The 22,395-nt window shown below is 65.1% G+C and carries 23 protein-coding genes, 1 tRNA gene and 1 pseudogene; 15 read left to right on the top strand and 10 right to left on the bottom strand.

Features of this window, described 5'->3' with window-relative positions:
• Positions 1–181: 181 nt before the first annotated feature.
• Complete coding sequence (locus ACSQ89_RS22860; RefSeq protein WP_436293304.1) at positions 182–955, top strand: Nif3-like dinuclear metal center hexameric protein; 774 nt, start codon at positions 182–184, stop codon at positions 953–955.
• The gene (pdxA, locus tag ACSQ89_RS22855) at positions 952–2,004 is read left to right on the top strand and encodes a 4-hydroxythreonine-4-phosphate dehydrogenase PdxA (protein ID WP_436293306.1); all 1,053 of its coding nucleotides are present in this window, start codon (positions 952–954) and stop codon (positions 2,002–2,004) included. The genes ACSQ89_RS22860 and pdxA overlap by 4 nt, the downstream gene beginning before the upstream one ends.
• Here pdxA and mscL read toward each other — a convergent pair.
• On the bottom strand, positions 1,991–2,419 hold the full coding sequence (gene mscL, locus ACSQ89_RS22850; RefSeq protein ID WP_436293307.1) for a large conductance mechanosensitive channel protein MscL: 429 nt from the start codon (positions 2,417–2,419) through the stop codon (positions 1,991–1,993). The genes pdxA and mscL overlap by 14 nt on opposite strands.
• Positions 2,420–2,572: 153 nt before the next feature.
• Here mscL and petA point away from each other — a divergent pair, with 153 nt between their 5' ends.
• The 9 genes from petA to ACSQ89_RS22805 all read left to right on the top strand — a co-directional run bounded on the left by petA (position 2,573) and on the right by ACSQ89_RS22805 (position 10,207).
• Complete coding sequence (gene petA / locus ACSQ89_RS22845) at positions 2,573–3,187, top strand: ubiquinol-cytochrome c reductase iron-sulfur subunit (protein ID WP_093105683.1); 615 nt, start codon at positions 2,573–2,575, stop codon at positions 3,185–3,187.
• A gap of 13 nt (positions 3,188–3,200) precedes the next feature.
• Positions 3,201–4,601, top strand: a complete 1,401-nt coding sequence (locus ACSQ89_RS22840; RefSeq protein ID WP_093105686.1) for a cytochrome b — start codon at positions 3,201–3,203, stop codon at positions 4,599–4,601.
• A gap of 16 nt (positions 4,602–4,617) precedes the next feature.
• Complete coding sequence (locus ACSQ89_RS22835; RefSeq protein ID WP_436293308.1) at positions 4,618–5,373, top strand: cytochrome c1; 756 nt, start codon at positions 4,618–4,620, stop codon at positions 5,371–5,373.
• Between the two features lie 101 nt (positions 5,374–5,474).
• Entirely contained in the window at positions 5,475–6,086 is a 612-nt protein-coding gene (locus tag ACSQ89_RS22830; RefSeq protein WP_093105691.1) for a glutathione S-transferase N-terminal domain-containing protein, read from the top strand.
• A gap of 20 nt (positions 6,087–6,106) precedes the next feature.
• Positions 6,107–6,682: a ClpXP protease specificity-enhancing factor gene (locus tag ACSQ89_RS22825; protein ID WP_093105694.1), complete on the top strand. Its 576-nt coding sequence runs from the start codon at positions 6,107–6,109 to the stop codon at positions 6,680–6,682.
• A gap of 49 nt (positions 6,683–6,731) precedes the next feature.
• A tRNA-Thr gene (locus ACSQ89_RS22820) sits at positions 6,732–6,807 on the top strand.
• Between the two features lie 971 nt (positions 6,808–7,778).
• Positions 7,779–9,098, top strand: coding sequence for a Fic family protein (locus tag ACSQ89_RS22815; RefSeq protein ID WP_436296440.1), 1,320 nt, complete (start codon positions 7,779–7,781; stop codon positions 9,096–9,098).
• Positions 9,099–9,489: 391 nt separating this feature from the next.
• Positions 9,490–9,807 (top strand): YecA family protein, encoded by a 318-nt coding sequence (locus tag ACSQ89_RS22810; protein ID WP_436296439.1) that lies wholly within the window; start codon positions 9,490–9,492, stop codon positions 9,805–9,807.
• 100 nt (positions 9,808–9,907) lie between these two features.
• A complete protein-coding gene (locus ACSQ89_RS22805; RefSeq protein WP_436296438.1) occupies positions 9,908–10,207 on the top strand; it encodes an SEC-C metal-binding domain-containing protein in 300 nt (99 codons plus the stop codon).
• Between the two features lie 30 nt (positions 10,208–10,237).
• On the opposite strand, the pseudogene ACSQ89_RS22800 reads toward ACSQ89_RS22805, so the two are convergent.
• The 6 genes and pseudogenes from ACSQ89_RS22800 to ACSQ89_RS22775 form a co-directional block, all read right to left on the bottom strand.
• Positions 10,238–10,357, bottom strand: a pseudogene (locus ACSQ89_RS22800) (transposase domain-containing protein); the annotation flags it as partial.
• A 177-nt stretch (positions 10,358–10,534) separates the two neighbouring features.
• Entirely contained in the window at positions 10,535–11,809 is a 1,275-nt protein-coding gene (locus ACSQ89_RS22795; protein ID WP_436293315.1) for a type II toxin-antitoxin system HipA family toxin, read from the bottom strand.
• A 6-nt stretch (positions 11,810–11,815) separates the two neighbouring features.
• Positions 11,816–12,148 carry a helix-turn-helix domain-containing protein gene (locus ACSQ89_RS22790; RefSeq protein WP_093105700.1) on the bottom strand — a complete coding sequence of 111 codons (333 nt, stop codon included), beginning with the start codon at positions 12,146–12,148 and terminating at the stop codon, positions 11,816–11,818.
• Positions 12,149–12,460: 312 nt separating this feature from the next.
• Positions 12,461–13,876, bottom strand: coding sequence for a PepSY-associated TM helix domain-containing protein (locus tag ACSQ89_RS22785; protein WP_436296437.1), 1,416 nt, complete (start codon positions 13,874–13,876; stop codon positions 12,461–12,463).
• Between the two features lie 107 nt (positions 13,877–13,983).
• On the bottom strand, positions 13,984–14,343 hold the full coding sequence (locus ACSQ89_RS22780; RefSeq protein ID WP_436296436.1) for a DUF2946 family protein: 360 nt from the start codon (positions 14,341–14,343) through the stop codon (positions 13,984–13,986).
• A 61-nt stretch (positions 14,344–14,404) separates the two neighbouring features.
• The gene (locus ACSQ89_RS22775; RefSeq protein WP_436293318.1) at positions 14,405–14,710 is read right to left on the bottom strand and encodes a hypothetical protein; all 306 of its coding nucleotides are present in this window, start codon (positions 14,708–14,710) and stop codon (positions 14,405–14,407) included.
• Positions 14,711–14,901: 191 nt separating this feature from the next.
• Here ACSQ89_RS22775 and secA point away from each other — a divergent pair, with 191 nt between their 5' ends.
• The 4 genes from secA to mutT all read left to right on the top strand — a co-directional run bounded on the left by secA (position 14,902) and on the right by mutT (position 20,352).
• Positions 14,902–17,679: a preprotein translocase subunit SecA gene (secA, locus tag ACSQ89_RS22770; protein WP_436293319.1), complete on the top strand. Its 2,778-nt coding sequence runs from the start codon at positions 14,902–14,904 to the stop codon at positions 17,677–17,679.
• A gap of 19 nt (positions 17,680–17,698) precedes the next feature.
• Positions 17,699–18,928 carry a bifunctional glutamate N-acetyltransferase/amino-acid acetyltransferase ArgJ gene (gene argJ / locus ACSQ89_RS22765; protein WP_436293320.1) on the top strand — a complete coding sequence of 410 codons (1,230 nt, stop codon included), beginning with the start codon at positions 17,699–17,701 and terminating at the stop codon, positions 18,926–18,928.
• A 126-nt stretch (positions 18,929–19,054) separates the two neighbouring features.
• Complete coding sequence (locus ACSQ89_RS22760; protein ID WP_436293321.1) at positions 19,055–19,924, top strand: ATP-binding protein; 870 nt, start codon at positions 19,055–19,057, stop codon at positions 19,922–19,924.
• 8 nt (positions 19,925–19,932) lie between these two features.
• On the top strand, positions 19,933–20,352 hold the full coding sequence (gene mutT / locus ACSQ89_RS22755; protein WP_436293322.1) for an 8-oxo-dGTP diphosphatase MutT: 420 nt from the start codon (positions 19,933–19,935) through the stop codon (positions 20,350–20,352).
• On the opposite strand, the gene ACSQ89_RS22750 is transcribed toward mutT, so the two are convergent.
• The 3 genes from ACSQ89_RS22750 to ACSQ89_RS22740 form a co-directional block, all read right to left on the bottom strand.
• Positions 20,346–20,555 carry a DNA gyrase inhibitor YacG gene (locus ACSQ89_RS22750; protein ID WP_093105721.1) on the bottom strand — a complete coding sequence of 70 codons (210 nt, stop codon included), beginning with the start codon at positions 20,553–20,555 and terminating at the stop codon, positions 20,346–20,348. The two genes, mutT and ACSQ89_RS22750, sit on opposite strands and share 7 nt — an antisense overlap.
• Positions 20,555–21,307, bottom strand: coding sequence for a cell division protein ZapD (gene zapD / locus ACSQ89_RS22745; protein WP_093105723.1), 753 nt, complete (start codon positions 21,305–21,307; stop codon positions 20,555–20,557). The genes ACSQ89_RS22750 and zapD overlap by 1 nt, the downstream gene beginning before the upstream one ends.
• Before the next feature lie 76 nt (positions 21,308–21,383).
• On the bottom strand, positions 21,384–22,394 hold the full coding sequence (locus ACSQ89_RS22740; RefSeq protein ID WP_436293323.1) for a hypothetical protein: 1,011 nt from the start codon (positions 22,392–22,394) through the stop codon (positions 21,384–21,386).
• Position 22,395 lies beyond the last annotated feature (1 nt).

The raw sequence follows: 22,395 nt of genomic DNA, 5'->3' as shown, positions 1-22,395 counted from the left end.
CTGGCGCCGAAGACTGCATTGTCCCTCAATGGATCTGCTGCCTCGTTCCGCAGACTCGCGCCTGAGTGATTCGGACTGTTTCCGTCTATATAGTGAAAACCCTGAGGCCTGCGGCCTTGACCGGGCTCTCCGGGCGCAGCTGTGCGAGACGGCCTGCGCCGCTCGGGTCCACAATGGCGCGATGAGTACGACCCGCCACGAGCTGCTGCATGCGTTCGATCTCCTGCTCGCGCCCGAGCGTTTCAAGGACTACGGCCCCAACGGCTTGCAGGTCGAAGGCCGCACCACGGTGCGCAAGATCGTCTCGGGCGTCACCGCGAGCCGCGCGCTGATCGAGGCCGCGATCCACGCCGAGGCCGATGCGATCTTCGTGCACCATGGCCTGTTCTGGCGCGGCCAGGACGGCCGCGTGACCGGCTGGATGAAGCAGCGGCTCAGCCTCCTGCTCGGGGACGACGTGAGCCTGTTCGCCTATCACCTGCCGCTCGATGCGCATCCGGAGCTCGGCAACAACGCGCAGCTCGGTCTCAAGCTGGGCCTGGTCGCGCACGCCGGTTCGACCGGGCGCTTCGGCGAGCAGGAGATCGGCTTCCTGGGCGCGCGCGACAACGGCGAGAGCTTCGCGAGCGCGAAGGCGCTGGCCGCCCACGTCGAGAAGGCGCTCGGCAAGCCGGTCGTCCTGCTCGACACGGCGCATCGCCCGATCCGCAACATCGCCTGGTGCACGGGCGGCGCGCAGGGCTATTTCGAGGCGGCCATCGCGGCCGGCGCCGATGCCTTCATCACCGGCGAGATCTCGGAGCCGCAGGCGCACTACGCGAGAGAAATGGGCGTCGCCTTCCTCGCCTGCGGCCACCATGCCACCGAGCGCTACGGCGCACCCGCGGTGGCGGCGCACGTGGCTGCGCAGCTGGGCCTGGCGCACCAGTTCATCGACATCGACAACCCGGCGTGAAGCGCGACACCGCCCCGATCGCGATCACGCTCGGCGATCCCGCGGGCATCGGGCCCGAGATCATCGTCAAGTCTTTTCGCGATGCGCCCGGCATCACGCAGGGCTGCTTCGTCGCGGGCGACGTGGACACCGTGCGCCGCGCAGCGCAGGCGCTCGCAGCGCCGGGCAGCCCGGCGCTGCCCGTGGCGCTGATCGATGCGCCGGCAGACCTGGCCGCGATGCCGCCGCGCTGCATCCCCGTGCTGCAGGCTGCGAGCCCGCCGCCGTCGCCCATCGCGTTCGGCGAGATCAGCGCCGCCGCCGGCCGCATCGCCGGCGACTGCGTGCTGTGGGCGGCGCGCGCCGCGCTGCGCGGCGAGCTCGCGGCCATCGTCACCGCGCCGTTGCACAAGGAGGCGCTGGCAGCGGCGGGCTTCGCCTTTCCCGGCCACACCGAACTGCTGCAGGCCGAAGCCGCGGCGCATCTGGGCCGGTCGCCGGCTGAGCTGCCGGTGCGCATGATGCTGGCCAACGACGAGCTGCGCACGGTGCTCGTGAGCATTCACATGTCGCTGCGCGATGCGATCGAGGCGGTGACGGTCGACAGCGTGCTGCAGACGATGCGCATTGCGCACCGTGCACTGGCGGCGGTGCTGGGGCGCGCGCCGAAGATCGGCGTCGCGGGGCTCAACCCGCATGCGGGGGAGGGCGGCCTGTTCGGCTCGGAAGAGCGCGACATCATCGCGCCGGCCATCGCGGCCGCGCGCGCCGAAGGCATCGATGCCGACGGGCCCCATGCGCCAGACACCGTCTTCATGCGCGCCCGCGCAAAACGCCAAGGGGCGGGCGAGTTCGACGTGGTGATCGCGATGTACCACGACCAGGGCCTGATCCCGGTCAAGTACCTGGGCGTGGAGAAGGGGGTGAACGTGACGCTGGGCTTGCCGCTCGTGCGCACCAGTCCCGACCATGGCACGGCGTTCGATATCGCGGGCTCGGGCCGGGCCGATGCCTCCAGCCTGATCGAGGCGATCCGGATGGCGCGCGCGCTGGCGTTCAGGAGCGCTTGAGGCTGTCGCGGATCTCGCGCAGCAGCGCGATGTCCTCCGGCGGTGCGGCTTCAGCGGGTGCTGCTTCTTGCGTTTTGCGCAGCTTGTTGATTTGCTTGACCATCATGAAGATGATGAAAGCCAGGATCACGAAGTTGACCGCGATGGTGATGAAGCTGCCGTAGGCCAGCACCGGCACGCCGGCCTTCTTCAGATCTGCCAGGTTGTTGGTCACGCCGGCCGGCGCGGTGCCCAGCACGATGTAGAGGTTCGAGAAGTCGAGCTTGCCGAACACGATGCCGACCAGCGGCATGATGATGTCTGCGACCAGCGAGTCGACGATCTTGCCGAAGGCCGCGCCGATGATCACGCCGACCGCGAGGTCGATCACGTTGCCCTTGACCGCGAACTCGCGAAATTCCTTCAGAACGCTCATGTCGCTTACCTCGCGTCTTTGTTGTTGGACCGCGGCAGTATAGAGGCCGCGTTGCCCTGCATGCGGGGCCTGCGCTCGCGTTGAATTCGCTTGTGACGCTCCGCTACAATCGCCGGTTGACTCCAGCCCCCAGCGAAGAAGATTGAGGACCCCATGAGTGACATCTCCGTCGGCCAACAACGGATCGACAGCAGCAAGCGGACGTGGTTGATTGCATCCGGCTGTGCCGGCGCAGTGGGAGGCGTGGCAACCGCCATCCCGTTCGTGAGCACTTTCCAGCCCTCGGAGAAAGCCAAGGCGGCCGGTGCGCCGGTCGAGGTCGATATCGGTGGCTTGCAGCCCGGCGAGAAGCTTACCGTCGAATGGCGCGGCAAGCCCGTATGGATCCTCAAGCGCACGCCGGCCCAGATCGCCGAACTGCCCAAGCTCGACGGCCAGCTCGCCGATCCGCAATCCAAACGCAACCCCGACGAGTTCACCCCGGAATACGCGCGCAACGAAGGCCGCTCGATCAAGCCCGAAGTGCTGGTGGTCGTCGGCATCTGCACCCATCTCGGCTGCTCGCCGATCGACAAGCTCCAGTCCGGCCCCCAGCCCTCGCTGCCCGACAACTGGGAAGGCGGCTTCCTCTGCCCCTGCCACGGTTCGACCTTCGACCTGGCCGGCCGCGTCTTCAGGAACAAGCCCGCGCCCGACAACCTCCCGGTGCCGCCGCACATGTACCTCTCCGACACGCGCCTGCTGATCGGCGAAGACAAGAAGGCCTGAGAGGAACAAGAACATGGCTGAATTCAAGGAAATCTCGCCCAATGCCCCCACCGGCGAGAAGCTGCTCAACTGGGTCGACAACCGCTTCCCGCTGACCAAGCTCTGGAACGACCAGTGGGGCAAGTACTACGCGCCGAAAAACTTCAACATCTGGTACATCTTCGGCTCGCTCGCGATGCTGGTGCTCGTGATCCAGATCGTGACCGGCATCTTCCTGACGATGCACTACAAGCCCGACGCAGCGCAGGCCTTCGCGTCGGTCGAGTACATCATGCGCGACGTGCCCTGGGGCTGGCTGATCCGCTACATGCACTCGACGGGCGCCTCGGCCTTCTTCATCGTGGTGTACCTGCACATGTTCCGCGGCCTCATCTACGGCAGCTACCGCAAGCCGCGCGAGCTGATCTGGATCTTCGGCTGCGCGATCTTCCTGTGCCTGATGGCCGAAGCCTTCATGGGCTACCTGCTGCCCTGGGGCCAGATGAGCTACTGGGGCGCGCAGGTGATCGTGAACCTGTTCGCGGCGATCCCCTTCGTCGGCCCTGATCTCGCGCTCCTGATCCGCGGCGACTACGTGGTGAGCGACGCCACCCTCAACCGCTTCTTCAGCTTCCACGTGATCGCGGTGCCGCTGGTGCTGCTGGGCCTGGTGGTCGCCCACCTGATCGCGCTGCACGAAGTGGGTTCGAACAACCCCGACGGCATCGAGATCAAGGCCAAGCTCGACGCCGACGGCCATCCGCTGGACGGCATTCCGTCGCATCCGTACTACACGGTGCACGACATCTTCGGCGTGGTGGTGTTCCTCACGATCTTCTCGGCCGTGATCTTCTTCGCGCCCGAAGCCGGCGGCTACTTCCTCGAGTACAACAACTTCATCCCGGCCGATTCGCTGAAGACGCCGAACCACATCGCACCGGTCTGGTACTTCACGCCCTACTATTCGATGCTGCGCGCGATCACCAGCGAGATGATGTATGTGCTGATCGCCTGCGTCGTGGCCGGCGCCGTCTTCGGCGTCTGGAAGGCGCGTGTCATCGCCTTGATCAAGGGCGCGATCGTGATTGCGGCGGTCATCGTCGCGGTGATGATGCTGCGGATCGACGCCAAGTTCTGGGGCGTGATCGTCATGGGCGGCGCCGTCATCATCCTGTTCTTCCTGCCCTGGCTGGACAACAGCCCGGTCAAGTCGATCCGCTACCGTCCGGGCTGGCACTGGTTCGTGTACGGCGTGTTCGTCGTCAACTTCGTGATCCTCGCCTACCTCGGCGTGCAGCCGCCGTCGCCGATCGGCGAGCGCGTGTCGCAGGTCGGAACGCTCTTCTATTTCGGTTTCTTCCTCCTGATGCCGTGGTGGAGCCGCCTCGGCGAATTCAAGCCGGTCCCCGAGCGCGTGACCTTCAGCGCGCACTGACCGGGAGCACACAAGAATGAAGAAACTGATCCTCACGTTGATTGCAGCGCTCGGCTTCGTGGCCGGTGCACATGCCGCCGAGGGCGGCATCGCCTGGGACAAGGCACCGAACAAGACCAACGACCTGGCCGCGCTGCAGAACGGCGCCAAGCTGTTCGTCAACTACTGCCTCAACTGCCATTCGGCGGCGTTCATGCGCTACAACCGGCTGCAGGACATCGGCATCACCGAGCAGCAGATCAAGGACAACCTCCTGTTCGCGACCGACAAGGTCGGCGAGACGATGAAGGCCAACCTCGATCCGCGCCAGGCCAAGGAATGGTTCGGCGGCATTCCGCCCGACCTCACGCTGGTCGCCCGTTCGCGCGCCGGCCACGGCGGCACGGGGGCCGACTACCTCTACACCTACCTGCGCACCTTCTACCGCGACGACACCAAGGCGACCGGCTGGAACAATCTCGTGTTCCCGAGCGTCGGCATGCCGCACGTGATGTGGGAGCTGCAGGGTGACCGCCGGCCGGTGTTCGACAAGATCGAATCGCACGGCCACGCCGCCGAGGTATTCAAGGGCTGGGAGCAGGTCGCGCCCGGGACGATGACGCCGCTGCAGTACGACCAGGCGATCGGTGACCTCGTGAGCTACCTTCAATGGATGGCCGAACCCGCGCAGAACACCCGCATCCGCGTCGGCGTCTGGGTGCTGCTGTTTCTCGTCATGGCGTTGGTCTTCGTATGGCGCTTGAACGCCTCGTACTGGAAAGACGTGAAGTAACGAAGCTGAGAACGCGGTCCGGCCTCGCCGGGCGCGCGTCCTTGTGGAGTGGGTTGCCGCCCGGCATGCCCACTCTTTTTAATTTTTAGGAGTCTTTCGCCATGATGGTTTTGTATTCAGGAACGACCTGCCCCTTTTCCCATCGCTGCCGCTTCGTGCTGTTCGAAAAAGGCATGGATTTCGAGATCCGCGACGTCGATCTCTACAACAAGCCTGAAGACATCAGCGTGATGAACCCGTACGGCCAGGTGCCGATCCTGGTCGAGCGCGACCTGATCCTGTACGAGTCGAACATCATCAACGAGTACATCGACGAGCGCTTCCCGCATCCGCAATTGATGCCCGGCGACCCGGTCGACCGCGCGCGCGTGCGCCTGTTCCTGCTCAATTTCGAGAAGGAACTGTTCGTGCACGTCTCCACGCTGGAAAACCGCACCGCCAAGGGCAACGAGAAGGCGATCGAGAAGGCGCGCTCGCACATCCGCGACCGGCTCACGCAGCTCGCGCCCGTGTTTCTCAAGAACAAATACATGCTTGGCGACAATTTCTCGATGCTCGACGTCGCGATCGCGCCGCTACTCTGGCGCCTGGACTACTATGGCATCGACCTCAGCAAGAACGCCGCGCCGCTCCTGAAGTACGCTGAACGCATCTTCTCGCGCCCGGCCTACATCGAAGCGCTGACGCCGTCCGAAAAGGTGATGCGCAAGTAGTACCTGCAGCTTCGTTTCTCATGATCAACGCGCTCGAGTCTTCTTCCACCCGCCCCTACCTGATACGGGCCCTGTACGAGTGGTGCACCGACAACGGTTTCACCCCCTACGTGGCGGTGCAGGTCGACGACACCGTGCAGGTGCCGCGCGAGTACGTGAAGAACGGCGAGATTGTGCTGAACATCAGCTTCGATGCGACCAGTTCACTCAAGCTGGGCAACGACTTCATCGAGTTCAAGGCCCGCTTCGCCGGCACCGCGCGCGAGATCAGCGTGCCGGTGGGCCGCGTGATCGCGATCTATGCGCGCGAGAACGGGCAGGGCATGGCTTTTCCGGCGCCCGCACCCGCCGCAGTGCCGGCCATCGAGGACCACAGCACGGCCACGACTTCGCCCGCGGCGCGCACGCCCTTGCGAGACGCGTCCCGCGGCACCGAAGGCGATGCGAGCAAGGTCGTCCATCTGGTCAGCGGCGAGGCTTCCGCGGATGACGCGGCGGCAACGACGACGGCGGGCGCCACGTCTTCGGGCCCAGAAGACCCGCCGAGGCCCCCGACCAACGGCGGCGCCCGGCCCTCGCTCAAGCGCATCAAGTAGCGGGCCGAGCGGCAGGCGCCGCACCACTAAAATCCATCCGTACCCCCACGCCGCTTTAGCTCAGTTGGTAGAGCAACCGCCTTGTAAGCGGTAGGTCGTCAGTTCGATTCCGACAAGCGGCACCAAATTACCCAATAAAATCAACACGTTACGTCACATCGCACCCCTCTCCGTCACGCATCATCAACCTAATTCTGGGACACTTGATGTCCCAAGAGTGTCCCAAGGATGAGGGCTGACATGGGGCTACATGTTGCGCAGCTGGGACAGTGTGACATGCGACTGGGGCGCGGTGCAGGGATTTGGGACGTAGTATGAAACCGATAAATCAGCGAAGTGCATTCACTAGAGTCGGGGTAAGGTCTGAGTGACCTCGATGTAGATCGGTGTGAAGTGCTCGCTGTGCTTTTTGGCCCAGGCGACCGTTCGTCGAGCCGAGAGCCCTAGCGAATAGCGCGGACCCTCAGGGGCTTAGGCGTCATGGGACGCACACGCGCGAGGATGTCCCCGGCGCGAGTCAGCGCCGCTTAGCCAAGGGAGGCGGCGTGGCGACGCGCCGCTCGCTGATGCAGCGGGTGCTGCTCGGGTGCAACTCTATTGATCTGCTGGTGCACGTGCGCGCCAGCCTCATGGAGCTGCGCGATGAGTGCTATTGCTTCCGCCAACGACCAATCCAATCCTGGCGCAGTTAGCGCCGACCTACGCACTATGGACGCCGCTGGCCTCGCGGCTGTCCTGCACAAATCTGCGGCCAGCGTCTGCAACGACCTGAGCCGGGCTCCGCATAGGCTGCCGCCAGGCGCGGTGTGATGCCTTGGTTGGCTCGCCGCGGCAACACCTGATGGCGGTGCCAGGCGACGGCTGCTCGCTCGCGGTAAGCATGTTCACGGTGTCGTAGGACACCGTCAGGCCTTGCTGTATCGCGGATGGCCGCTCGCCCGTGCGCGTCTGCGCGCCTAATCTCACTCAGTGTCGCCACCGGCACCATGCATGCCGCGAGGTCGCTAGAAGGGAACGTCTCTGGTCGTGTGTGGCGCTGGAAGGGCCAGATGCTGGCGCAACAACTGGTGAAGCGGCATCCCAAACGGAAATCCAAGTGGAAACCAAACCGGTAAAACAACCGGAATCCACGCCAGCCATCTTTGTCGATAACCGGTTGTTTTGTATGACTGTTTCAGAGAAAATACAGGAAACGGAACCGGAAATCATGTCAGAAAAGCCCAAGCCGATTGCCGCCTATGACCAACCCCACCAGTTTGAGCCGCTGTTACCAGCGCTGAACCTGGACGGGTTGATTGAGGCCACGCGCCGCGTCTTCGAGAAATCGGCGCAGCTGCGAGCCTCGGCAAGCCCTGAAGCACGAGATGCCCTGCGCGCAATTGTCCGCTCGATGAACTCCTACTACTCGAACAGCATCGAGGGCCAGGGCACGCACCCTGCGAACATCGAGCGGGCGCTCAGGCACGACTTTTCCGAGAAACCCGATGTGGCCATGCGCCAGCGGGTGGCCGTGGCGCACATCGAAGCGGAACAGGAGCTCGAGCACCTTGTGACGACGGAGGCGGCGGCCCTGAGCAGCGATTTTCTCTTGAGGGCGCACGCAAGTCTGTACGGCAGGCTCTCGGAAGAAGACCGGCGCACCGAAGATGGACGCATTGTTGTTCCGGGAGAGCTCCGGAAGCACGACGTCGCAGTCGGCCGACATCAACCTCCGACCTGGCAGTCCGTCCCTCAATTCCTAAAGCGGATGGATGAGCGATATGGCCAGCTCAAGGGCGTCGACGCCGTTCTCTACGCCATTGCGTCCGCCCTTCACCGCATGGCGTGGACTCATCCGTTCGAGGACGGCAACGGGCGTGCTGTTCGACTGCAGAGCCACTGCGCCCTGTTCCCCCTCAGTGGCGGCCTATGGTCCCCAAATCGAGCGCTGGCGCGCCAGCGCCAGCGCTATTACGAAATGCTCGACAACGCCGACAGTGCCCGGCAGGGTGACCTCGATGGCCGCGGAAACCTCAGCCAGAAGATGCTTTGGGAGTGGTGTCGCTACTTCATCGAGCTGTGCGAGGATCAGGTCACGTTCATGGCCACCATGCTTGACCTTCCGAAGCTCAAAGATCGCATTCGGGCTTACGTGCTCGTGAGAGGGACTACGGACGGCATCTCGGAGTACCGGGAGGAGGCGGTCTTTCCGCTTCAGACGGTCGCAACGACGGGTTCGGTCGCGCGGGGCGACTTCATCAGAATGACCGGCTTGGAGGAGCGCACAGCCCGCAAGGTCGTATCTCGATTCCTCGCCGACGGGTTGCTGAAGAGCGACGGCCACCGGTCGGAACTCAGCATCGGATTCCCCATGTCCTCGCTCAGCATCTTGTTTCCAAACCTCTATCCAGAGGCCGCCACGGCGGCGCTCGAATAGACGCCGGCTACGCCCGCGGGGCGCGAGGCGCGAGGCACGAGGCGGCCTGGCCCAAACGGGCATGTACTCCCGGAAGCTTCCTACGAGCCGGCTGGCGGAGCTCACGAAAGCTATGCTGGCAATGCAACTTCCCATTGGACGCTCAGCCTAACTCCAGCACGGCGGCTCGACCCGCTCATGCCGGCGCAATGGGCGACAGCTCCGGCGAGAACCTCGCGCCCCCATGCGCCCGGACCGCAGCGCTAACGATCGAAGACTCCGTAAGCGCTCTTTTGACCACGCCCTTGCGGCCAGATGAGCGTTGGAGTAAAGGGATGACGGTTGGGTAGAAGCCGGCAGCGGCGCGTCGAGGGCGAGAATCGCGGTCGTACCCCGCATCCACATCCAATCGATGACCAACCCATTTGCCCCGCTGTCCGAGGACGAGTTTGACCAGCTTGACCAGTTCCTGCTCTATGACGTCGACACGGAAGAGAGCATGACACTGGACATGGTGGATGGGTTCTTGCACGCCCTTGCGGTCGGTCCGACGACCGTCCATCCGAAGCAGTGGCTCCCCAAGATTTGGGGCACCAAGGAGATGATGCCTCCGATGAATTCAATCGAGGAGTTGAACCATACTTGGGGCTGGTCATGCGTCACTTCAACAGCATCATTTCCGGGCTGGAGGAGGAGCCACGAGTGGTCAGTCCTGGCTGGTCAACCATGACCTACGCGGGCGACAAGCGGGAATATGACGATGCCGAGTCGTGGGCCTGCGGCTTTGTTGAGGGCATGAGGCCCCACTCTGCTGGAATGACTGGCAGCCGTTGCTGTCAACACCGCAAGGGCAAGCCTGGTTCAGGCCGATCGCCCTGCTCGGCGAAGATGACTACTCCGTGGATCAGGACGAACTCACAAAGACGCCCGCCATGAGGGCGGAACTGGCGCTTCAGATCCCACAAGCTGTCCTGGACATGCATGCCCACTGGCTCCCGCTCAGACGCGCTGTCTATGAACGCGAGGTGGCCAAGTCGATGCAACCCAAGGTGGGACGCAATGAGCCTTGCCCCTGCGGCAGCGGCAAGAAGTTCAAGAGGTGCTGCGGAGCAGCGGGTGACCTGCATTGAGGAAGATCGTGGACTGCCCTCAGGCCGGTTTCACTGCGTCAGTCGCCAGGGCAACAGGGCTTCGTAGTCGTCGGCCGTTTGCGCTAACGGCAGCTTCTTGAACAGCGCGACGAGGTAGCGGTATGGCTCGATGCCATTGGCCTCGGCGGTTTATGCCGCCCGCGGAACTATGCCGAGCGGTTCTGGAGAAAGCTCCCGCGCCGCAGCCCCGGCGCCTGGAGCGTCCAGCACCTGGCCCGGCTCGCGGCTCCGTAGTCGGAGCCTCTCCGCTTACGCGCCAGGCGGCTGACGGTCGGTGAGCGTCGACGTCCTGGACGTCTGCGGACGTCAGATTGGCTGAGGCGGCTGCTCCAGAAAGAACGACGGCGGCAGCATCGCGCCCTCGAGGTATTCAAGCGCAGCGCGGTCGACCCCGGCGCGTTCAAAGAACTCTCGCCAGCCGCTGACAACCTTCAGCATGGAGTCGATTTCGTGTTCAGCTTCCGCAGGCGAGAGCCCAAACACGTCGCATTGCGACAGCAGGTTGTAGCGGCTCGCTGCCCGGCCAAATCTCCCAACCTCCAGTGCAAGATCCCGACGTTCCTGAGACACCAGTGGCTTCGGCACGATGTCGTAGGCCGGTGATAACCGCCATCCTCCGGGTCGATGAAGCACCGCGTGATTGCGCGGGTGATCGTCGTTGTTGGTGACCATTGCATTGAAGACCATTCGCTTGAAGAGCTCGCGCCGATCGTCTTCACTTCGAACAGACCAGCGGCGCAGTTCATCGGCGAGCAGAGGGTAAGACCAGCGCGCACGACCTCCATAACCATCTTCTGCGTCAAGCACCGTCAAGCCCGAGATAAGCCCGTAGCGAAGGTAGGCGCCCTTGTCTTCTCGCCACTGCCTGTCGAAACGCTCCAGCATCAGGGCATCCTTTCCGCCGATTGGTTCCAGTCGCGTGCCGCACACTCGAATTCCTGCCGCATCGGCAAGGCGGAGGGTTGCGAACTCAATTCGCTGCATGTTGACCGGGTCGTTTTTCTCGGGGAGCTTGGCCAGCCAGATCTTTTTGCCATCCTCGATAGTCACCTTCGGCCTGGCTCCGCCCATGCTGGTGCCTGGTTCAAGCTCTTCCAGCACTTCGTGGGGAAGCCGACCATCCTCCTCTAGCTTCTCCGCGGCCTCGCAGAGAGCCTCGAGCTGGTGAGTGCGATTGAACGGACGGCGAGGGGCTGGAGGCTCAATAGTCCTGCCGAAGCTCAGGTTGCCGCCACCGTCGTCCGGACCATTAAGCAGGTAGTCCATCTCCTGCAGATCCTCCTCCTTGCGCTGGAGCTTCGCCTGTATGACACGGCGGCCCCAAGCGTCGGGGCTGGCGTCTCGCACGGCGCCAGGAATTCCTTTCAGTTTCGTAAATCGATGCGGGCGTGGGCCGAGCGGAAGGTGGTATTGGTCTAGCGCGACAACATCCTTGCGATCCAAGTAGCGCCGCCCGTAGGTAAAGGTGCCCTCGTAGGAGCCAGAGCCAACCTCGCGAACGCGCAACGACGCGCAGGGCACCGTCTCGAAGGTGCCTGGAAGCTGGATGTAGATGTAGCAGTGCTGGTCAGGGGTGGCCATAAGGGATCAGAAGTCGTTGTCCAGATTCGCCGCGCTGTGGCGAACCCTGGTCGGCCGTCGAGCCGCCTCAAGCACTTTGCCGTGCTCGTCCTGGTCGGGATCGGCCAAGCCCGCCGCCGTCCCCAGAAGGCCGAGCTTCCATAGCACCGACAACACGGTACCAAGCGAGGCTGCGGTTGAGCCGTTCTCGAGCGCGTAGAGGGTCTTGCGAGTGATGCCGCTGGCGCTCGCAAGCTCGTCCTGGGTCATGCGTCGGCGCATGCGAGCAGTGCGCAGACGCTCACCGAAGGTGCGTGCGGCCTGAGTGACTTCGAGAGGCGGGGCGCTTTGTGCGTTCATTTGGAAACTCACTATCCAGCTTAATGAGCAACATATTACCCGTGTCGAGAACTGATGTCGAGCGTGCTTAGCTCGTTCAGTACCCGTTACACCGTATATTGGATATCACTTTGCCCAATTTATCAGTGGCCGTGGGCTGGGGCGCTGGGAAGAGAGCTTGACTTTCGCCATCCCCCGGCATGTTCGATCCTGACATCCGGCTTCGCAAGAGCCGCCAAAACGCCCAAATTTGATGCCGACAAGCGGCACCACCAGACAGTCCGCAGGTGCTGCGCTGCGCGCCGTGTCCGGAGATGCAAAGTCATTGCTGCTTCAGGCAGCGCCCGCAGGACGCTGGTGTCCTTGCACGAGCAAGGCATCGAGCAGCAGCATCAGCAGCAGCGAAGCGCCGACCAGCGGAAACACGACGCCGCCCACAGCCAGCAATGCCACGACGGCGCGCAACGCGCGGCGGTCGGCGGGCATCGGAGGTACGCCCAGGCCACCGGCCGGCCGGCGCTTCCACCACATCAAGCCGGCGCTCACGCACAGCAGCACGATCGCCAGGCAGACCACCACCAGCACGACCTTGTTGAGCACGCCGAACTCCTGGCCCATGTGGACGTTGATGCCCCACTCCAGCCAGCGGCCCAGCGGCCCGTAGTCGGCATAGCGCATGTCGATGAGCCGCCGGCCGCTGTACTGGTCGAGGTTGATGACGCGCTGCTGCGACAGATCGTCGGGATAGACCGAAGCCGTGTAGACGCCGGTGGGCCCGCGCGGCGGGCTGATGGTGTAGCCGCGGGCGATGCCCAGCCCTTCGACGATCGCGATGGCAGCGTCGAGGCCGATGGCCTGGGGCGAAGCCGCCGCCGCAGCCGGCTGCGGCGGCGCGCCATGCCCTGCGTGATCCTCATGTCCGTCCGGTGCGGACCGAGGCAGGCGGGCCTGCTCGAGCGACCAGGCGGTGGGCGCTTGGTCGCCGAGCCGCTGCGTGGACATCGGCACCTGCACGCGCACGCCGGCGGGATAGCCGAAGTTGTGCCCGTTGGCCCACTGGTTGACCTTCGCCCCCCACAGCACCGACCAGGGCATGCCGGTGAAGGCCAGAAAGGCCAGCGCGCCGCCGACCACCAGGCCCGTCACGGCATGCAGGTCGCGCCAGAACACGCGTTGGCGCGGCCGCCCGCGCACCGAGAGCACCCCGCCGCTGCGCCCGCGCGGCCACCAGAGATAGATGCCGGTGAGCACCAGCAGGATGGCCCAGCCGCCCGCGATCTCGATCGCCCCGCGCGCCACCGGCCCGAAGTACTTCAGGCTGTGGAGTCGGCGGATGGTCCAGGCCACCGTCCCGCGATCGGGCAAGGCGCCCAGCACCGCGGCGCAATAAGGGTCGACGAACACCGCGAGCTGTTCGCCCTGGGCGGTCGCGATGCCGACTTCCGCCGAGTCGGTCGCTGCGCTTGCGGGCGTGTACTTGAGCAGCCGCCCGGGATGTGCCGCCAAGGCTGCGGCGACCACCTCCCCATGGGGCCGCATGGACCCCCTGGCGACCGGCACGGTCTTCAGCTCGCGATGAAAGAAGCCATCGATCTCTGCCTTGAAGACGTACAGGCCGCCTGTGATGGCCAGCCAGATCAGAAAGGGCAGCACCAGCAGGCCGGCATAGAAGTGCCAGCGCCATACGGCGCGATAGAGGCCGTCGGCAGCACCGGCGCGCGCGGGTGCCTCATGGGTCATTGAATTCATGGAAGGGCTCTTCGGCGCCGTGGAGCGCCGATGCATGGCAAGCAAGGAAGTTCGGGCGCCAGCGCCCGTCCTGCGGGGCGCGATGCGCTACCGGTTCGAAGGCAGGCTCAGAGCGCTGGCGGCCCGCGCGCGGGCAGCGGCGCGGCGGTGGCCGCGGCGATGCGTGCGGCCGGAGTGGGCTGGACCGCATGGGCCAGCGGGAGAGGACTCGGCAGCGCAACCGCTGCTGCGGGTGGCGGCGCGCCGGTCAACACGCACAGCGGGCAGTCCATGTGGCTCATGCCCAGCTCCTGCGCGCCGTCGTCGGTCTGCACGACCATCTTGACGGCGCCGGCACTGGAACAGACCAGCTCCACCGCCTGCGGATTCACGATCGGCGAGGCGACCGCCACGCCCAGCGACAGCGCGAACCACAGCAGCACGAAGCGGCCGAGCTTGAGCAGGCGGATCCGGGGTACGCAGGACATGGGAGGCGCGGAGCACGGCGTCGACGACACGCGCGAGTGGCGGCGGCTGACGCTCTTGCTTTCAGCGGCGCGCGAGCACCTTGATGCGAAGCGTCACGTCGTCCCAGCCTCTGGATTTCAGCCGCGTCTGAAGCAAAGGCACCAGCTGGCGCAGTTTGGCCGCGGCGGCGCTGCCCTGCACCAGCAGGCACCAGGTGCCGCCTTCGACGGGACCGGCCTGCACGGCGGGGCGCAGCTCGGGCGGAATCAGTTCCTGCACCGCCTGCAATCGCTCGATCGCATCGCGCGCGCGCGCGGCGAGGCTGGCCAGGGTGGGCGAATCCTGTGCGGCCTGCTGCAAACTGACGGGATTGAAACGGCGGTTCATCGGGGAAGAAGGGGGGGAGCCTCAGAGTGGCAACGCGGCTAAAATGCCCGGTTTGCCGGCGTTCGCGCCGGCGGGGTCCGTTTGCCTTGGCGTGTTGATTTTGCGCCAGGCGCGCCCACCTGCTTTCACCTATCTTAGGAATTTCGGTCGCGGTGCCCGCATGCGTTGGGGTTCCTGTCGACCCTGCTCGCATGGCCACCAACTTCCTGACCCAGATTTTCGGCAGTCGCAACGACCGGCTCCTCAAGCAGTATCGCAAGACGGTCGAACGCATCAATGCGCTCGAACCCGACTTCGAGAAGCTCAGCGACGATGCGCTGCGTGCCAAGACCCAGGAGTTCAAGGACCGGTTGGGGCGCGGCGAGACGCTGGACGACCTGCTGCCCGAGGCTTTTGCGACGGTGCGCGAAGGCTCCAAGCGCGTCATGAAGATGCGCCACTTCGACGTGCAGCTGCTCGGCGGCATGGCGCTTCACAACGGCAAGATCTCCGAAATGCGCACCGGCGAGGGCAAGACGCTCACCGCGACGTTGCCGGTGTACCTGAATGCGCTGACCGGCAAGGGCGTGCACGTGGTGACGGTGAACGACTACCTCGCCAACCGCGACGCCCGCTGGATGGGCCGCCTCTACAACTTCCTCGGGCTCTCGGTCGGCATCAACCTGCCGCAGATGCCGCGCGAGGAGAAGCAGCAGGCCTACGGCAGCGACATCACCTACGGCACCAACAACGAGTACGGCTTCGACTACCTGCGCGACAACATGGTCTACGAGACGCAGGACCGGGTGCAGCGCGGGCTGAACTACGCCATCGTCGACGAGGTGGACTCGATCCTGATCGACGAGGCGCGCACGCCGCTCATCATCAGCGGCCAGGCCGAGGACCATACCGAGCTGTACCTCGCGATCAACAAGGTCGTGCCGCTCTTGACCAAGCAAGAGGGCGAGGCCGATCCGCGCACCGGCGAGGGCGTCACGAAGCCGGGCGACTTCACGGTCGACGAGAAGACGCACCAGGTGTTCATGACCGAAGACGGCCACGAGAAGGCGGAGCAAATCCTCTCCGAATTCAAGCTGCTGCCCGAGGGCGCTTCGCTCTACGATCCGGCAAACATCACGCTGATGCATCACCTCAATGCCGCGCTGCGTGCGCGGCATCTCTACCACCGCGACCAGCACTACGTGGTGCAGCAGGGCGAAGTGGTGATCGTCGACGAGTTCACAGGCCGCCTGATGACCGGCCGGCGCTGGAGCGACGGCCTGCACCAGGCCGTCGAAGCCAAGGAAGGCGTGGAGATCCAGGCCGAAAACCAGACGCTTGCCTCGATCACCTTCCAGAACTATTTCCGCCTCTACGCCAAGCTGGCGGGCATGACGGGCACGGCCGACACCGAGGCCTACGAGTTCCAGGAGATCTACGGTCTGGAGACCACGATCATTCCGCCCAACCGCCCGAGCCGGCGCGAAGACCAGCTGGACCGCGTCTACAAGACCACGCGCGAGAAGTACGACGCGGCCATCGAGGACATCCGCGAGTGCTACGAGCGCGGCCAGCCGGTGCTGGTCGGTACCTCGTCGATCGAGAACTCCGAAATCATCGACGGCCTGCTCGCCAAGGTCGACCTGCCGCACCAGGTGCTCAACGCCAAACAGCATGCGCGCGAGGCCGAGATCGTCGCGCAGGCGGGCCGGACCAAGATGATCACGATCGCGACCAACATGGCGGGTCGCGGTACCGACATCGTGCTCGGCGGCAACGTCGAGAAGGCGATCGAGGCGGTGGAGGCCGACGAGGCGCTCGATCCTTCGGCCAAGGCGGCCGAAATTGCACGCCTGCGCACCGAGTGGGACAAGGACCACGAGTTCGTGAAGTCGGTCGGTGGCCTGCGCATCATCGCCACCGAGCGGCACGAGTCGCGGCGCATCGACAACCAGCTGCGCGGCCGCTCGGGCCGGCAGGGCGACACGGGCTCTTCGCGCTTCTACCTGAGCCTGGACGATCCGCTGATGCGCATCTTCGCGGGCGACCGCGTCAAGGCGATCATGGACCGCCTCAAGATGCCGGACGGCGAAGCCATCGAAGCCGGCATCGTCACGCGCAGCATCGAGAGCGCGCAGCGCAAGGTCGAGGCGCGCAATTTCGACATCCGCAAGCAGCTGCTGGAGTACGACGACGTCTCCAACGACCAGCGCAAGGTGATCTACCAGCAGCGCAACGACATCCTCGACGCCGGCGATCTCACGGCGCAGATCGAGGCGCTGCGCGAAGGCTGCTTCACCGACCTGGTTCGCCAGTACGTGCCGGCCGAATCGGTCGAAGAGCAATGGGACCTCGCCGGCCTCGAGAAGGTGCTGGCGGCCGAGTGGGGCATCGACATCCCGCTGCAGAAAGACGTGGAGGCTTCGAGTGCCATAGGCGATGAGGACATCGTCGGGAAGGTGGTCGCTGCGGCCAACGAAGCCTTCAACGCCAAGGTGGCGCTGATCGGGCAGGAGAACTTCACCCAGTTCGAGCGCATGGTGCTGCTGCAGAGCATCGACACCCATTGGCGCGAGCACCTGGCTTCGCTGGATTACCTGCGCCAGGGCATCCACCTGCGCGGCTACGCGCAGAAGCAGCCCAAGCAGGAATACAAGCGTGAGGCCTTCGAGCTCTTCGGCCAGTTGCTCGACTCGGTGAAGAACGAGGTCACGCGCCAGCTCATGACGGTGCGCGTGCAGACCGGCGAGCAGTTCGAGGAAGCGGCGGAGGAGCTGGGAAGCCGCGGCGAGAACCTGTCCAACATCACCTACACCGCGCCGACCGAGACCGGCGAGGTCGAAGTGCGGGTCGACGAAGAAAGCCTGCGCCGCCAGGCCACCTCGGGCCTGAGCGTTGGTGCCGCCGCCTTTGCGCGCGTCGGCCGCAACGACCCCTGCCCCTGCGGCAGCGGCAAGAAGTTCAAGCATTGCCACGGCAAACTCAATTGATGCACAGCAGGATCTCGCCATGCCAGTGAATCTCTCCGCTCCCGATCCCGCCGAGCTGCATGCGGTGCCCGGCATCCGCATCGGCGTGGCCGAGGCGGGCGTGCGCAAGGCCAACCGCAAGGACCTGACGGTCGTGCTGATCGACGAAGGCGCCGTCGTCGGCGGCGTGTTCACGCAGAACCGCTTCTGTGCTGCACCCGTGCAGGTGTGCCGCGAGCACCTGGCCCGGGACTTCGGCATTCGCGCCATGCTGATCAACACCGGCAATGCGAATGCCGGTACCGGCGAGGACGGCCTGGCGCGCACGCGCGCGACCTGCATCGCGCTGGCGCGCAAGCTGAACCTCGCGCCCGAGCAGATCCTGCCCTTTTCCACCGGCGTGATCATGGAGCCGCTGCCGATCGACCGCATCGAGGCCGGGCTGCCGGCCGCGCTGGCCGACGCGGCGCCCGCCAACTGGGCGCGCGCGGCCGAAGGCATCATGACCACCGACACCGTGCCCAAGGCCTTCAGCCGGCAGCTGCAGATCGGCGGCGTCACGGTCACCGTCACCGGCATCAGCAAGGGCGCCGGCATGATCCGGCCGAACATGGCGACCATGCTCGGCTTCATGGCGACCGACGCGAAGATCGATCCGTCGCTGATCCAGCCGCTGGCCAAGGCCCTGGCCGAGGCCTCGTTCAACCGGGTGACCATCGACGGCGACACCTCGACCAACGATTCCTTCGTGGTGATTGCCACGCAGAAAGCCGAGCACGGCACCATCACCTCACTCGATTCCGTGGAAGGTCGCGCCTTGCTGGACGCGATGCAGGCGGTCGCGCTCCAGCTGGCCCAGGCCATCGTGCGCGACGGCGAGGGCGCGACCAAGTTCATCACCATCCGCGTCGAAGGCGGGCGCGACGCCGCCGAGTGCCGCCAGGTGGCTTATGCGGTCGCGCATTCGCCGCTGGTCAAGACCGCGTTCTACGCGAGCGACCCCAACCTCGGGCGCATCCTCGCGGCAGTCGGCTACGCGGGCATCGCCGACCTCGACCAGACCGGCATCGACCTCCATCTCGACGATGTGCACGTCGCGGTCAAGGGCGGGCGCAATCCGAGCTACCGCGAAGAAGACGGCCAGCGCGTGATGAAGCAGAGCGAGATCATGGTGCGCATCGGCCTCGGCCGCGGCGAGGCCGCGGATACGGTGTGGACCTGCGACCTGAGCCACGACTACGTTTCCATCAACGCCGACTACAGATCTTGACCTCCCCCAGGCTTCGCGCACTTCGTGTCGCTTCGCCAACCCCCTCAGCGGGGGGCGACACCAGCGGCCCGGCAAGGCCGGTTCCGCGGTGTCCCCCCGAACAGACAAGCTTCATAGCTAATCGATATGAACGAGAAGTTTGAAAGGCTGATCGAGCGTGCCGAACAGCTGATCGGCCGCATCGAGTCGATCCTTCCCCAGCCGATGGCGGCGCCCGCCGACTGGAACGCCTCGATCGCCTGGCGCTACCGCCGTCGCAGTTCAGGGCACGGCACGCTAGAGCCGGTGCGCCATGTGGCGGGCATGTCGCTGGACGCATTGAAGGAAATCGACCTCCAGAAGGAAAAGATCGAGCGCAACACGCGCCAGTTCGTCGAGGGCAAGCCGGCCAACAACGTGCTCTTGACCGGGGCCCGTGGCACCGGCAAGTCCTCGCTGATCCGTGCCTGCCTGCAGGCCTATGCGCCGCAGGGCTTGCGCCTCATCGAGGTCGACAAGGCGGAGCTGACCGACCTGCCGGACATCGTCGAGGTGGTTTCACAGCGGCCCGAGAAGTTCATCGTGTTCAGCGACGACCTGAGTTTCGACGAGGGCGAGCCGGGTTACAAGGCGCTCAAGTCGATCCTCGACGGGTCGATCGCCGCGGCGACACCCAATGTGCTGATCTACGCGACGAGCAACCGGCGCCATCTGCTGCCCGAGTACATGAAGGACAACCTGAGCTACACCCACACCGAGGACGGCGAGGTGCATCCCGGCGAGGTGATCGAGGAGAAGACTTCGCTGTCGGAGCGCTTCGGCCTCTGGGTCAGCTTCTATCCCTTCAGCCAGAACGAATACCTGACGATCGTCGCGCAATGGCTCTCGTCCTTCGGCGTCGATGCGAAGGCGATCGAGGCGGCGCGCCCCGCGGCGCTGGTGTGGGCGCTCGAGCGGGGTTCGCGCAGCGGCCGCGTGGCCTACCAGTTCGCGCGCGACTACGCGGGCCGCAGCTGAACCCGGCCATGACGGACACGCGCAAACACACCGAGGTCGCGGTCGGCATCCTGATCCGCGAAGACGACGCCCTGCTTCTTTCGACGCGGCCCGAGGGCAAGCCTTACGCGGGCTATTGGGAGTTTCCGGGCGGCAAGATCGAGACTGGCGAGACGGTGGAGGAAGCGCTCCGGCGCGAACTGCACGAGGAGCTCGGCATCACGATCGCCGGCGCCGAAGTCTGGAAGACCACCGAACACGACTACCCGCATGCGCTGGTGCGCCTGCACTGGTGCAAGGTCCGAGTGTGGCGGGGCGAGTTCGAAATGCGCGAAGGCCAGTCCATGCGCTGGCAGCAGCTGCCGCTCGATGTGACGCCGGTGCTGCCGGGCGCGCTGCCGGTGCTCGGATGGCTGGCCGAAGAGCGCGGCCTGCCGGACGGTCACTGAAGCTTCGGGTCGCCGAAAGGCTCGTCGTCGGGCGGGGCCTCGGCCGGCATCCTGAATTCTTCGCTGGCCCAGGCGCCGAGGTCGATGCCCTTGCAGCGCGCGCTGCAGAAGGGCCGGTACGGGTTGCTGGGCGCGTAGACGCTGTCTTTCCCGCACGCCGGACACCGGACGATGCGCTCGCCGGCTGCATTGACCTTGGTCATCATGCGCAGAGGGTCAGCTCGAATGGCGTGTCGTCCGCGCTCTGGTGCAGGCGATCGGCCTCCTGCCGCATCAGCCGCACCGACACCATGAGCCGATTGCCGCTGATCTCCGGAATGAGTCCGAGTTTCGGGTCGATGCGCAGGCGCAGCAGCTGGAAGCTGCGGCCCTGGGGCAGGTTCTGCTGGAACTGGCCGCCCGCGGCCATGACCTTGTAAGGCACATCGGCGTCGCGCAACAGCTTCAGCAGCAGGTAGATCGATTCGGCCAGCGGCGCGAGCGTGGAGGACCAGCGTTCCAGGTCGGCGCGCCGATCGGAGGCCCTGCCGTTCTGCCAGGCGTAGTAGGCCGGCAGGTCGAATTCGCAGGTGCCGCCGGGAATGCCCGCGCGGCTGCGGATGCTCATCAGCCACTCGTTCTCGGTCAATGCCTGGCCGGCTTTGCCAGGCACCGTGTTGAGGGTCGTGAAATTGCTTTCGAGCTTGCCGACGACCTGGTCCAGCACGGCTTCAGAGATGGCCGGATTGCCGCGATAGCTGTTGAAGACATTCTTGTGCTTGTCGAGGTCCCGCATCACGTCGGCCTTGAGGTCGGCGCGCGCCGCCACGTCCATGACCTCGAAGATCGTGACGAGAGCGTAGTGGTGGGAGAGCGCCGAATCGGCAGGCACCAATTCGCCGAGACGGCGAAACAGGTGCTCCAGCCGCAGGTAGGTCCGGATGCGCTCGTTGAAGGGGTACTCGTACAGAATCACGCGTCGGCTTCCAGTCGCACGATGATAGCCCGAAGACTCGCTGCCGCGCCGCAGCGGATGGGAACTGGCATCCGTCCTACGGCGCGTTGTGTCGACCGGGAGAGAGGAACTCGCGCACCTCCGTCAGCATCAGGTCGCCGACCCACAGCTGACCGTGCATCGACAGGTGCGTGTCGTTGGGGAAATACAGATCGCGCACGGTCGTGCGGGCCTCCCTCGCCGCGGTGAACAAGTCGGGGCCGAGTTTGGTCTTGTTGAGCGCGGCCACGAAACTGGCCGAGTGCTTCGGTTCCACGTAGGTCGTCGTCTTGTCGGGCAACACCATCCATAGGATCGGCAACGACGGGTGCGCCTGGTTGATCGCTTCCATCTGCCTGACCGTCCGCTCGGACAATTCGGCCGCCTTGGTGTCATCGGGAAAAAACAGCGCCTTGTCGCAGAGCCTGTGGCTGAAATAGGCGCAGCCGTCGGGCACGGTGCGCACCCGCGCGCGCTCGCCGAACTGGATGTCGGGCGATGCGATTGCGCGTTTCGTGTTGCGATAGGTGTTCAGGCCGGTGGTCAGCTTGGCGTTGGTGTTGAGTTCGAAGCCCGGAACCTGGGTGAGGGGCGGCACGAAGGGCTCCTTCTTGACCGACAGGGGCTTCTTCGACATCGCGCCGCAGGTCTCGCTTTCGTCGAGGCGCTCGGCAAGCAGGCGCTCGATGCTCTCGATCACGATCAGCTTGCCGCGGAAACCGGTGCCCTCGACCCATTGGCTGAAATTCTTGCAGATGAAGGGAAGTTGTCCCCAGTAGATCGTCGTGACGCGGTAGCCGGCCTTCACCAGCACGCTCTGCCATGTGAGGGTCATCGAGAAGCTGTCGCCGATGACGAGGATGTCGGCCTGGTCCATCGGGACGCCGCGCATGGACTCGAGCGGAAGAGGAGGTGGCGGTTTGCGCCATCCGAATTCGTGATCGGATACCCGCCCGATGCGCGACAGGTCGCCGTAGGGAACCGGTGTGAACAGGGTGACCAGCAGCAGGGCCACGATCACCGCAAAGCCCGCGAAAAAGATCCGCAGCCAGAGTTTCGCTGGGGTCATG

Source organism: Variovorax sp. LjRoot175, assembly GCF_964253805.1.
In the GTDB taxonomy this organism is placed as follows: Bacteria; Pseudomonadota; Gammaproteobacteria; order Burkholderiales; family Burkholderiaceae_C; genus Variovorax.
Note: the sequence above shows the minus strand (reverse complement) of the source record. Positions and strands in the feature narration are given on the sequence as shown.

What these genes read in the sequence shown, in the direction of transcription:
- ACSQ89_RS22860 (WP_436293304.1), top strand. Translation starts at nt 182, where the DNA reads ATGAGTACGACCCGCCACGAGCTGCTGCATGCGTTCGATCTCCTGCTC.
- mscL (WP_436293307.1), bottom strand. Translation starts at nt 2,419, where the DNA reads ATGAGCGTTCTGAAGGAATTTCGCGAGTTCGCGGTCAAGGGCAACGTG.
- petA (WP_093105683.1), top strand. Translation starts at nt 2,573, where the DNA reads ATGAGTGACATCTCCGTCGGCCAACAACGGATCGACAGCAGCAAGCGG.
- ACSQ89_RS22840 (WP_093105686.1), top strand. Translation starts at nt 3,201, where the DNA reads ATGGCTGAATTCAAGGAAATCTCGCCCAATGCCCCCACCGGCGAGAAG.
- ACSQ89_RS22835 (WP_436293308.1), top strand. Translation starts at nt 4,618, where the DNA reads ATGAAGAAACTGATCCTCACGTTGATTGCAGCGCTCGGCTTCGTGGCC.
- ACSQ89_RS22830 (WP_093105691.1), top strand. Translation starts at nt 5,475, where the DNA reads ATGATGGTTTTGTATTCAGGAACGACCTGCCCCTTTTCCCATCGCTGC.
- ACSQ89_RS22825 (WP_093105694.1), top strand. Translation starts at nt 6,107, where the DNA reads ATGATCAACGCGCTCGAGTCTTCTTCCACCCGCCCCTACCTGATACGG.
- ACSQ89_RS22810 (WP_436296439.1), top strand. Translation starts at nt 9,490, where the DNA reads ATGACCAACCCATTTGCCCCGCTGTCCGAGGACGAGTTTGACCAGCTT.
- ACSQ89_RS22795 (WP_436293315.1), bottom strand. Translation starts at nt 11,809, where the DNA reads ATGGCCACCCCTGACCAGCACTGCTACATCTACATCCAGCTTCCAGGC.
- ACSQ89_RS22790 (WP_093105700.1), bottom strand. Translation starts at nt 12,148, where the DNA reads ATGAACGCACAAAGCGCCCCGCCTCTCGAAGTCACTCAGGCCGCACGC.
- ACSQ89_RS22785 (WP_436296437.1), bottom strand. Translation starts at nt 13,876, where the DNA reads ATGAATTCAATGACCCATGAGGCACCCGCGCGCGCCGGTGCTGCCGAC.
- ACSQ89_RS22780 (WP_436296436.1), bottom strand. Translation starts at nt 14,343, where the DNA reads ATGTCCTGCGTACCCCGGATCCGCCTGCTCAAGCTCGGCCGCTTCGTG.
- ACSQ89_RS22775 (WP_436293318.1), bottom strand. Translation starts at nt 14,710, where the DNA reads ATGAACCGCCGTTTCAATCCCGTCAGTTTGCAGCAGGCCGCACAGGAT.
- secA (WP_436293319.1), top strand. Translation starts at nt 14,902, where the DNA reads ATGGCCACCAACTTCCTGACCCAGATTTTCGGCAGTCGCAACGACCGG.
- argJ (WP_436293320.1), top strand. Translation starts at nt 17,699, where the DNA reads ATGCCAGTGAATCTCTCCGCTCCCGATCCCGCCGAGCTGCATGCGGTG.
- ACSQ89_RS22760 (WP_436293321.1), top strand. Translation starts at nt 19,055, where the DNA reads ATGAACGAGAAGTTTGAAAGGCTGATCGAGCGTGCCGAACAGCTGATC.
- mutT (WP_436293322.1), top strand. Translation starts at nt 19,933, where the DNA reads ATGACGGACACGCGCAAACACACCGAGGTCGCGGTCGGCATCCTGATC.
- ACSQ89_RS22750 (WP_093105721.1), bottom strand. Translation starts at nt 20,555, where the DNA reads ATGACCAAGGTCAATGCAGCCGGCGAGCGCATCGTCCGGTGTCCGGCG.
- ACSQ89_RS22740 (WP_436293323.1), bottom strand. Translation starts at nt 22,394, where the DNA reads ATGACCCCAGCGAAACTCTGGCTGCGGATCTTTTTCGCGGGCTTTGCG.